8 protein-coding genes and 2 tRNA genes are annotated in these 11126 nt (G+C 36.5%); 3 read left to right on the top strand and 7 right to left on the bottom strand.

What is annotated here, in order from left to right:
• Positions 1-48: 48 nt before the first annotated feature.
• Positions 49-124, bottom strand: a tRNA-Asp gene (locus ACAN52_RS21550).
• 209 nt (positions 125-333) lie between these two features.
• On the opposite strand from ACAN52_RS21550, the gene ACAN52_RS21555 reads away from it, so the two are divergent.
• Positions 334-1269: a DMT family transporter gene (locus ACAN52_RS21555; RefSeq protein WP_378957176.1), complete on the top strand. Its 936-nt coding sequence runs from the start codon at positions 334-336 to the stop codon at positions 1267-1269.
• Between the two features lie 239 nt (positions 1270-1508).
• Positions 1509-1751 carry a hypothetical protein gene (locus ACAN52_RS21560; protein WP_378957178.1) on the top strand — a complete coding sequence of 81 codons (243 nt, stop codon included), beginning with the start codon at positions 1509-1511 and terminating at the stop codon, positions 1749-1751.
• Positions 1752-1957: 206 nt separating this feature from the next.
• On the opposite strand, the gene ACAN52_RS21565 is transcribed toward ACAN52_RS21560, so the two are convergent.
• A complete protein-coding gene (locus tag ACAN52_RS21565) occupies positions 1958-2731 on the bottom strand; it encodes an EFR1 family ferrodoxin (protein WP_378957179.1) in 774 nt (257 codons plus the stop codon).
• 364 nt (positions 2732-3095) lie between these two features.
• On the bottom strand, positions 3096-4523 hold the full coding sequence (locus ACAN52_RS21570) for a PIG-L deacetylase family protein (protein WP_378957181.1): 1428 nt from the start codon (positions 4521-4523) through the stop codon (positions 3096-3098).
• Between the two features lie 359 nt (positions 4524-4882).
• Here ACAN52_RS21570 and ACAN52_RS21575 point away from each other — a divergent pair, with 359 nt between their 5' ends.
• A complete protein-coding gene (locus ACAN52_RS21575) occupies positions 4883-5962 on the top strand; it encodes a mechanosensitive ion channel family protein (protein WP_378957183.1) in 1080 nt (359 codons plus the stop codon).
• Positions 5963-6081: 119 nt separating this feature from the next.
• Here the strand turns inward: ACAN52_RS21575 and ACAN52_RS21580 are convergent, their stop codons facing one another.
• From ACAN52_RS21580 to ACAN52_RS21595, 4 genes are all read right to left on the bottom strand, one after another.
• Positions 6082-9345 (bottom strand): ATP-binding protein, encoded by a 3264-nt coding sequence (locus tag ACAN52_RS21580; protein ID WP_378957185.1) that lies wholly within the window; start codon positions 9343-9345, stop codon positions 6082-6084.
• A gap of 578 nt (positions 9346-9923) precedes the next feature.
• Entirely contained in the window at positions 9924-10328 is a 405-nt protein-coding gene (locus tag ACAN52_RS21585; protein ID WP_378957187.1) for a hypothetical protein, read from the bottom strand.
• 222 nt (positions 10329-10550) lie between these two features.
• Positions 10551-10772 (bottom strand): hypothetical protein, encoded by a 222-nt coding sequence (locus tag ACAN52_RS21590; RefSeq protein WP_378957189.1) that lies wholly within the window; start codon positions 10770-10772, stop codon positions 10551-10553.
• Between the two features lie 230 nt (positions 10773-11002).
• A tRNA-Trp gene (locus ACAN52_RS21595) sits at positions 11003-11078 on the bottom strand.
• Positions 11079-11126: the final 48 nt, after the last annotated feature.

An 11126-nucleotide genomic window follows, 5' to 3' on the forward strand; every position in this document is an offset into this window, starting at 1 on the left:
TCATTACAAGTGAGGTGCTCTACCAGTTGAGCTATTCCAGCATACTAATGGCGACCCAGATCGGATTTGAACCGACGACCTCCGCCGTGACAGGGCGGCATTCTAACCGCTAAACTACTGGGCCACATTTGTTAGTTCTTGCGAACCGACTTTTACATAATAGCACATTCTTCTTATTATTACAATATGTTATATAAATTTATATAACATATTAATTGAAAATACTCTTTTAATTTCTTGAGTCATAAGCTGACAGCACTACTTTCTCTTTCTGTTTATCAAAAGCTATGATAAAATTAGTATTTATTATATTTTGTATTGGAGTAACTGATTATGATAAAAGCAAATAACAACCGTCATGTATTCTTTCTACTCACCATGGTCGTATTTCTTTGGGGAGTCAATGTAGTTTCTATTAAATATCTCACTAATTTTTTCCCACCATTAGCCTTGGCCCCTATTCGTCTTTGTCTTGCCAGTGGCTTACTCTTGCCAATCGTATTTCGCCGCTATGGATTTCAAAAACTTTCAAGTACAGAGTGGCTCCTCGTTAGCACAATTGCTATGTTTTGTATTTTCCTTCATCAAATTGCACTTAACTTAGGATTAGCTGCTACAAGTGGGATGCATGCTGTTCTTATATTAGGCTTAAATCCCTTAGTTACAACGGTCTTAGCTGGTTACCTACTCAAAGAGACATTTACATGGATGAAAGGCTTGGCGATCGTGTTAGGATTTAGTGGTTTATTATTAGTGGTATCAGGTAGCTCACAAAGTGGCGCAACCCTTGTTGGTGATGGGATCACGTTTATTGCCACCATTACCTTTGTAATCGGTTCTTTATTTGTTAAAAAAGCGACTCTATCCCTTTCTCCTTTGATCGTAACGGCTTATAGCCATGGGATAGGCTCCATTGGACTACTCATTCTTGGCCTATTTATAAATCCAGTATGGAGTTATACTGGTAGTTTTTCATTCTGGCCAATTGCTATATTATTATTCTCTAGCTTTATGAGTACGGCAGTCGGTGCATTATGGTGGAATACAGGTATACAACAAGTAGGGGCTTCTACAGCCTCCCTTTTTCAAAACGGCGCTCCCATCGTCGGCATCCTTGCCTCAGCTTTCTTCTTGGGCGAAGAACTAAGTTGGTATCATTTAGCAGCTCTTATACTAGTACTCCTGGGTGTCATTTTAGGAACGGGGGTCATTGACCTTCCAGTCCGCTTAATCTCTTTAAAGAATCGTCTACTGGCTTTATTTTGTTAGGCGACCAATAGCATCCATGATATCTTCATTATGGTTACAACAAAAAAGATCTACAGAAATTTTTTTTAATATAAATTTAATAAATTCTTAACTTAATACTAACTTGCATAAGCTATATTAAAAGAAGATCCTTTTAATGAATAAAAAATTCTTGCTACTTTTGGAAATAATTTTATATAACATTTCTCCGCAAAAAGGTATATAATAAAATTTAAAAAAGTGAAAGGCAGGGATCAGTTATGTCAATTTGGCAAGTCCAACTAGATAGCAGAGATGTTATCCAATACCGCAAAAAATTGAATATGCGAGGATTTATTTCAGCAAATTATTATTCTTCTAATGGATTTGACCTTAAAAAAATGAGAAAAATGGCTTTAGAAGGAAAAATTGATGCTATGCATTGTATTATAGGAAAATCAACACGATGGTACTATTCGGAAAAACAAGCCGAGGCAGCTCGCCTCAGAGGTGAACTTTATTAAAAATATAAACTATAAAACATAGGGTTCTGGTCTTCCTTGTTAATTTTAATTAACTCCAAGGAAATGCCAGAACCCTTANTCGGAAAAACAAGCCGAGGCAGCTCGCCTCAGAGGTGAACTTTATTAAAAATATAAACTATAAAACATAGGGTTCTGGTCTTCCTTGTTAATTTTAATTAACTCCAAGGAAATGCCAGAACCCTTATTTAGCTTCTAGTATTGCTCTGATTATTAGCGTCAATGATTTCCTTTAGTTTCACATTCCGATTGATGAATCTAGTATTGCTTCGTTCAAATTTAAAATGTATTGCCGTTTGTGGACAATGATGTATGCACGCAAAGCATCCTTCGCATTGATGCAAATACTCTGGTTTTCTATTAACTTTAATGTTGTTTATGGGGCAAACCTTTTCACACACTTTGCAACTGTTACAATTATCTCCAACAATAAATCGTTTATCCCCTTCATTCAAATGAATTTTAGTAATTAATTTCGGGATAGCCTTAGATAAGGCATCGGATACAACGCCTTTTTTAGCGAGCTCGTTTTTCTTATTTTTAATATCGCTTACTATTTTTTCTAGCTTTTCTTCAGTTTTTTTCGAGTTTTCTTTATTTAGCTGATCTTCGATCTTAAACACAGGAAGGTAATTATCAATCATTAAAACTTCATTCGTATAGTTGAAGCGAATACCTGCTTGTTTCCCTATTTTCTCCATGTACCCTAACCCAGATGCTGCCTTATTACCATAAGTCATCACTGCAAAAAAGTAGTTAGCCTTAAATTTTGACTTTTGTATAAAATTCATTACGATCCTCGGCGGTGCAAAACCATAACAAGGAAATATAAAGCCAATCTCTTCATCTTCAAACTCACTCGTTCCGTCCTTTAACATTTGAGGAATTGAACATAGCTCTCCACCGATTCTTTTTGCAATATACAAACTATTTCCTGTAGCTGTAAAATAAAATATTTTCATTTTTTGTCTCCTTTATTATCATTTTAATACTTCTAGAATAATCGAATTGTATACTTAAAAAATTATATTTATTGAGTCTCGGCACTATTGAACTATAATTTTAATTGTCTCTTATTCAAAAAGTTTTTAACAATTTCAGTTATATTACTTTTCGATAAGTGTCGAATTGATTTTATCTTATATTGATATTCTTGTCAATTACTCTTTTATAATTATATCAGAATTGGTTTTGATATCATCTTTCACTATATCACTACTTTGAGCATAAGGAATAATACATTTAAGAAAGTCATAAAAATATGGGGCTATTCATAAAGTTAATCAATTTTTAAGAAACCACATCCATAATTGTATTAACCTAACACTATTTATACTGTAAGCGAACCGGTTGCCATACAGTATGATCAATGAGTGATCCTGCTTTATCTTTTGTATCTACCTGAATAAATAGGAAATCCGGCAATAATGGCTGACTGTTAGGCAATCTAATTATTACATCATCCTGCATACGAATAATATCTTCCTCTGATAAACTCGTGTCACCTGTGCTGAAATTGTAGACTTTCTTTTGGCGATTAAGCTTGTTCCCCTGGAGACGGAATTCAATTATCGATACCTGATACTGATTTTTTTTGCGAGAGAACTCTGGTATATTATAGTGCAGCCAAATTCGATTATTTTTGATGTAACATTCAATGGATACGACCTTAGCTTTACGTTCTAACGCACCAAGTCTATTTACACCTTTCGGGTTAAATAAAATTGGTTCTTGATTGAACCAGGCTTCAATAGAACTTAAATCGGTATTGGGTGTTTTTTCGTTAAGTACAGGAATGTAAATCTCCTCGAACAATTCATTCTTACGAATAAAGCTATATAATAAGCTAGACATTATTGGAACTCGAAGTTGGCTTACGTACTCTTTCAAGGATTGCTCCTTAATGGTCTGATTATCAGAATTCAATTGATAGGTATACCACTTTTTTGGATCAGCCTCATACAACGGTTTTGGTGGTAACAATAGTGCTTCATTTTTATAACCATGCGGAATTGGAAAATCGTCACGATGGATTAAATAAGTAAAAAATTTAGCCTCTGGTAATTGACTACCGATAGTAAGCTTTAAGTAAGCTGTTGCTATAAAAGCCCATGCCGTAGCATGATCAGAATGCTCATCGGCAGGATGAGGTGCTAGTATTAAATTAGGTTGAAATTGAAGCATTATTTGTTCGATATTTTCTAACACGGCTTCACCAACATAAGGAGTGTTTGGCTGATAAGTGTTCGTATAAGGTGAATGATCACTATTCGTATAGCGGGATCGAAAAGGCTGACTAATGCTCCAATAATCATTCCAAATTGTTTTAAGACCACGATCAGGATATCCTAGAAAAATGGCCTGATTTTCCGTCACTCCCAATATACGCAAAGCATTTGAAGCTTCAATCTGACGACTATATCCCGAGTTTATGTAATCCTCGCTAGTAAGGAATAAACGATGAAATTGTTCTTTCGTGGCAATAGTAAACCCATCACCATTGGTAATAAATACTATTAGAACTTGGCCACCTGATTTTAAGACATCTTGAATAACACCGGCACACCCTAGTGTTTCATCATCACAGTGTGGAGCAAAAACCAGTAGCCTAGTTTGCTTATTGTTAAGAATAAGCGATGGTAGTTTAACATTTATGTCCGGTTTTTCCTGAAAGTAGAAAAAATTATAATCTACATAAAAAATGATAAGGCATAAGCTTATTATTATATAGATTATTTTATATGTGGATTTCAAAATAACCGACAACCCTTTCAGAAACCTTTTTAAACAAATTCTGCCATAAAAATTCTATTAAAATTGTCACTGACATATAAGAATCTATCGGGCCCGTATTACCTATTATTTTATTCTTTAGTACTTTATATGCACATATTTTTCGCAGCATTGTCTTAACTGAAATGTTTCCATCTAAATTAATAAATTATGCGCTATTCGCTGCATCTCAGTTTTAAAGATTATCCAATTTGTAAGTTGTTAAAAACACATTTCAATTTTGGCAAATAATGAGAACGTACAATGGCAGGAAAAAAAGAGTCAATTAACGAAACAGTATTTACTATGTCAAATGATTTTTTATATTGTAGGAGGACCCAATGCTTGAAATACTTACTGAAATAGGAAATAGAATCATAAACGGTGGCTTCAAAACGCATTTGATGGTTTACTTCATTAGTTTAGCGTTAGGCATCATCATAATCCAGCTGGTATTTTCCAAACTGCTCAAAATAGTCGCAAGAAAAACCAACATCTCTTATCCTCTGTTGCAACAAACATTTAGAGGAATCCCCACCTTGTTGGGCATTCTCATTGGCCTTTACGCTATTATGGAAATCCTAACAATTCCACCGCGGCCACTACTATTTTTCCAAAGTCTGTTCCACTCCCTTGTCATTCTATCCCTGACCCTCTTGGTCGCGCGTCTGGCTTCTGGCTATCTTAAGCAAAAGTTCGGAAAAACATCTGGAGCCTTTGCTTCCACTTCGATCTTAGCCACAACAATTGACCTGACTGTTTACACCATCGGCATATTATTTTTGCTTGAATCTTTCGGAGTCGCGATCTCTCCGTTGATCACTGCTTTGGGGGTTGGCGGCTTGGCTGTCGCTTTGGCACTGCAGGACACTCTGACAAATTTATTTTCTGGCATCAATATTCTGATAGCCAAACAAATCAAGATAGGTGATTTCGTTAAACTGTCGACTGGTGAAGAGGGCCATGTAGTGGACATGAACTGGCGCAATACCACAATAAAAACGTCCACTGAAAACATGGTGGTCATACCTAACCAAAAATTTGCTTCATCCACAATCACCAATTATGCGCAACCCTTTGCTGAATGTTCCATCTCCATCCCCATAGGAGTCAGTTATGAAAGTGATTTGGATCATGTGGAAAAAATTACTGTCACGGTTGCAAAAGAAATTCTCCAAGAAACAGAGGGAGGAGTCAACAATTTTGAACCCCTCGTCCGGTACTTCAGTTTCGCCGATTCCAGCATTAACTTCAATGTAATCTTGCGGGTAAAGACTGTAACAGACCAGCATCTCATCCGCCACCAATTCATCAAGAGAATTCATGCCCGTTATCAACAGGAAGGAATAATTATTCCCTTCCCAACCAGAACGGTCAACTTAGAGCAAGTAACACCGCTAGCGGAATCACGCTTACGGTAAGTTTGATTGATCCCACTACAAGGGAGGAAGATTTACATCTTCCTCCCTTGTTCAAAGTCAACCTACTTTATAATTAATATCGCTAATACAGGGAATATTATTTTCACCTGAACCTTGAGCTATACCTCATTGTGCTCATTGCTTCCTGTCTTTAGATACTTTTGAATGATGTCTATAACCTGATTAATGTTAATTGGCTTGCTAATATAATCATCCATACCTACCGCTAAGCATTTTTCTCGATCACCCTTTAAGGCATATGCAGTCATTGCTATAATCGGCGTGCAGCAATTCATATCTTTTTCTCTTGATTTAATTTCCTTCGTTGCAGAATATCCATCCAAATAAGGCATATTAATATCCATCAAAATCACATCAATTTTTTCCTTTTCGAATGCATCAATCGCTTCCTTGCCGTTTTCTACTGCAATAACCTTAAAGCCATTTTTCTTTAATAGTGTGGTTACCATATTCCGACTGACTAGGTCATCTTCTGCAAGTAGTACTGTTTTAAGCCCTGGATTTTTATACTGAATACGTTCATGAAAAACAATCTCTTTCTTACATAGTTCGAATTCTTTATGAACTCCAAATACGGCTGTAAAAAAGAAACGACTTCCTATTCCTTCTTTACTTTCTACCCCAATTTCTCCATTCATAATTTCAATCAGTTTTTTTGAAATTGCAAGTCCAAGTCCCGTTCCACCAAATTGCTTAGTATGAGAATCATCTACCTGACTAAATCTTTTAAACAGCTTCTCTATTTTATCATCAGAAATTCCAATTCCGGTATCAGCTACCACAAATATTAATTTCACTTTACCATTATACTTTTCCGCAACACGAATATGGATCACGATTTCGCCTTGCTGTGTAAATTTAACTCCATTGCCTACTAAATTTGAAAGTACTTGTCGTAATCGAACTGAATCACCGATGATAATACGCGGTACTTCCTTGTCAATGTTTAATTTGATACACAAACCCTTTTGTTTTGCCGCAATAGTAAACAACTCTATCACATCATTCGTTGTTTCCCAAATATCAAAAATATCCTCTGCCAATTCAATTTTACCCGCTTCAATTTTTGAGTAGTCCAAAATATCATTTACTACTCGGAGCAATGCCATGGTTGATGATTTTACAATATTAAGATATTCTCGCTGATTTTCTTGTAAATCCGTCATTAAAGTTATATCTGTCATCCCAATAATTCCATTCATTGGCGTCCTGATTTCATGGGACATGTTGGCGAGGAATTGACTCTTTGCAGTATTGGCCCATTCTGCCTCTTCCTTGGCCTTAAGTAATGCTTTTTCAATTCTCTTACGTTCAGATATATCAAGAAAAATGACAATTCCTGCTTTTACTTTACCCGCTTCATCTTTTATTGGTGCTGCATTAGCCCATATTGCAAGATCTTTACAATTTTCGCGTCGTATGATAAATTCGTCGCTATATGTTTCACCATAACGAATTGCTCTCACTAATGGAACTTCATGATTTTTTAATGGAATCCCATTTTCATGAAAAATATTCCAATTCTTCAAATGATCATTAACATCCATATTAAAATATTCACCAGAGTGGTTCGTAATTAACTGGCCTGCCTTGTTTAGATAGCGCAACTTTCCATCTGGAGCATCTGCGACCGCTATGCCTGCTTGACAATTATCCAATGCTGCCTGCAATATGGCTTGCGTTTCCTGCAAAGATTTCTCTGCCAACTGTCGTTCTATAAACTCTTCCTCTAATGCCATATTCACATTTGTCAGCGCGCTATTCAGTTGGTTAAGTGCCACCTGAGACGCCCGCCGTTCTATAATTTCCTCTTCTAAAGTCGCATTGCTCTCCTCTAGTTCAGCCGTACGTTCGGCCACCCTGCATTCCAACTCGGCGTTCAGCTTTCGCAATAATTCCTGGGCCGCCTGTCGTTCCATTATTTCTTCTTCTAGCATTGCATTGATTTCTTGTAGCTGAGAAGTCCGTTCCGCGACTTTGTTTTCCAATTCAGCGTTTAGTTTCCGCAAACCTTCCTGGGCGGCACGTCGTTCAGTAATATCCCTGATTACGCTAAATAGTATCCTGGTCTGCCCTACCTGTTCGCCCCTCGAATTTACCTCAACTGGAAATGTCCTGCCATCCTTACATCGGTGAATCGCCTCAAATGTAATTCCATCCTTGAAGGCGGTATCCATTTGTTCTCTGATTAACCTTTGCCTCTGCTCCACCCTCAGGTCGGAGATATTTTGAGTCAGGAGTTCTTCTCGTGAGTAACCGTAAGATGTCGCAGCAGCGGGATTAGCCTCTATAATATTACCGCTTGTCCAGTCAATGAATAGCATGATATCACGGCTATGAACGAAAAAAACTTGAAATTTTCGCAGGGTCTCTTTTAATGCATTTTCGGCTTTTTCTGCTTCTCTTTGCTGTGTGATATCAGTGACAAACACAGTTGGCACTAACCTGCCATCCGGCCATTTGATGGCCTGCTGTTCGCAAAGATAGTGCCTGTCATGGACCTCATCATAACGTTCCCAGTTAAATCCAATATCTGGCTGTTCTTTCTGGAAAGAGCAATCCGAGCACGGAAAGGTTTTGCCAAAGATTTGGTAGCACTTACGGCCGGCCATTTTTTCACTATATAGCGACTCTGTTGCTTTGCTGACATAGATTAGCTCATAGGTGTCCATATCAACAATGTAGGCTAGTTTACTGATGCCGGCAACAAGACTCTCAAGTATTGCCCGCTTATCCTCCGTATTTTTAAGAACCCTCTCAATTTTATCCATTGTCAGAATTTTCCCAATTAACGGAGCAATTGTTTCCACAAATCCCATTATGACCGGGCTGAGCTGATCTGTAGTGTAGTCGGCAAGATGGATAACACCAATAATAGCGTCTTGATCACGAATGGGAATAACAGCAACACTGCGATAACCAGCAGCATTACATGCCCCACGATACATTTTTTGCTCATCTTCAGACAAGGTTTGAGCAAACAATAAGGTATCATTACAGCACAGGGAACCGTAGCTATTGATGATAGGCATGTCAAAGGGCAACAACTTATCGCTCATAATCCTTGTGCAACTGCAATCCTCTTTTGAAATTTGAATCATATTTTCTGATTCCCAAAACTCGCGGCTGAATCCGATATAAGATTGATACGGGATGTAACCATCTTCCGTAAGTACCCTGATACCGACGAATTTACAACCGCCTTCCTGCTGAATAAGCTTTACCACCATATCTAGGAAATCTTGTTTAGAATTAGCGACAGCAAGGCCATCCAGCAAAGCCTGAATGGCGCGAAGATATTGCTGCCAACCTACGTTACTGATAATATCATCAGTGATTTTCCAGTTAACATTTTTACTCATATTGTTACCTCCATCCGCTCCTGATAATAATTTGTTGTGGTATTAATGTTACGTCAGCATAAAAAAACTTTTATCTTGTTTTACATAAAAATACAACAATCATTCTTTAACAATGCAAATTTCAGATTAATATGATAGAAATTTAGCCTCAAATCGATTTATTCTACAATACTTCGATACAGTAACCAAAAGACCGTTTCACTTTAAATAATATATCTTCTTTATTTTTCTATATTTCTATTTATTCTGCCAAAACCAAAATTTCCCCTTCCTCCCTCTTCACTTAATTTGTCGAAATTACTTTGTTAATGGAAAAATCCGGTCAATGTACTACATACAATAATCCTTTAAAAGAGTATTGCTAAAATAATAAATGGAGTTTATAACAGTGATCAATCACTACGTAAATAAATGTTGGAGATATCTACACACTATCTGCTACTTCTTGAATATGTGTATAACCGCATTTCTTATCATTTGGCATAAAATTACCTCCTCTTGCTTATTTCTTAATCGAAATTCTACAAGAGGAGGTAATTTTTTTACAATGTCCGTTTTTCACAGTTTAGTTCACCCTGTTAAGGATTATAAGAAATAAAAGTTGACCATGCGCCACACTCAGAGCAAACATATACCGCAAAATCAATCTGTTCTAATTCTGGAGAATCTTCTAATTCTTCATCATCGTCAACATTTATAAGGCATTTATTTAAGGTATCGTAATACATAAAATCATTACGCCAAACTAGCCAATTTTTCTTGGCACAAACAGTACATTTTTCATCATATGAAGCATCACTATAAAAATCTTTAATAGTGATATGATTACTGGCAAAAAATTTTACAATAACCTCATAATCATAACTTTTTTCTGTATGTTGGAGAAATTTACTTACTGGCAAAAAATCAATTGTTGATTTTTTATTAACAGGTTTAGGTTTACTAGGGTTCATGTACTTGTTAATTTGCTCGAATTTTTTCATGATGGTTCAAATCCCTCGCTATTTTATTATTAAACCGTATTTTCCCCTTATTTTATCTGTCCATAAAACGACTAAGATATAACATTATCAACATAAATAAACCTGTCCTTGCGGTATTACCACTTTGTCAGGTTTTCATTGAGCTACTTAATTCAATTTTGTTGGTTGCCTTAATTGGAAATACTAGCCTAAAGTTCTGTAATATGATCTTCAAGTGCGTTTCTAGATATGCAAATCTTCTTCTATTTCATCAATAATTTGGCCAATATTATTAGGATCCATTCGTTTTTCCAACTCGTCTATATGATAGTATTCTTCATTTGCTAGTTTATCTTCAAACCTAACCCATACGATTTCGCCAAAATCAATTTGCGTGATTATGGCTTTATGCTGCTTCTCATTGAAATATAATGTTATTTCTCGTCCTACTTTTAAAGTTAGCATAACCTTTTCCTCCATGATTTTTTTAAGTCGTTTATTACCTCAAACACATCCCCTTGTCTCAATGTTTCAAACTAAACTATCTGTGACCACATTCAATTCTTGCACTTTCTGTTGGACCTCGCACTTTCTCCCTTATTCGTCATACTTTTTCCAATCCCTCTATTCTAAAACTTTAATATAGAATATGAAAAAAACCACAGAGATAATTCTCTGTGGTTCAAAAATCCTTGTGGCAGGGGCAGAAGGACTTGAACCCTCAACCAACGGTTTTGGAGACCGCTACTCTACCAATTGAGCTATACCCCTATGGAGCGGGAAAGGAGATTCGAACTCCCGACCCTCGCCTTGGCAAGG

This window comes from Pelosinus sp. sgz500959 (genome assembly GCF_042610375.1).
In the GTDB taxonomy this organism is placed as follows: Bacteria; Bacillota; Negativicutes; order DSM-13327; family DSM-13327; genus CTSoil-075.

Coding starts and splice junctions, on each gene's coding strand:
- ACAN52_RS21580 (WP_378957185.1), bottom strand. CDS start 9,345: ATGAGTAAAAATGTTAACTGGAAAATCACTGATGATATTATCAGTAAC.
- ACAN52_RS21560 (WP_378957178.1), top strand. CDS start 1,509: ATGTCAATTTGGCAAGTCCAACTAGATAGCAGAGATGTTATCCAATAC.
- ACAN52_RS21575 (WP_378957183.1), top strand. CDS start 4,883: ATGCTTGAAATACTTACTGAAATAGGAAATAGAATCATAAACGGTGGC.
- ACAN52_RS21555 (WP_378957176.1), top strand. CDS start 334: ATGATAAAAGCAAATAACAACCGTCATGTATTCTTTCTACTCACCATG.
- ACAN52_RS21585 (WP_378957187.1), bottom strand. CDS start 10,328: ATGAAAAAATTCGAGCAAATTAACAAGTACATGAACCCTAGTAAACCT.
- ACAN52_RS21590 (WP_378957189.1), bottom strand. CDS start 10,772: ATGCTAACTTTAAAAGTAGGACGAGAAATAACATTATATTTCAATGAG.
- ACAN52_RS21565 (WP_378957179.1), bottom strand. CDS start 2,731: ATGAAAATATTTTATTTTACAGCTACAGGAAATAGTTTGTATATTGCA.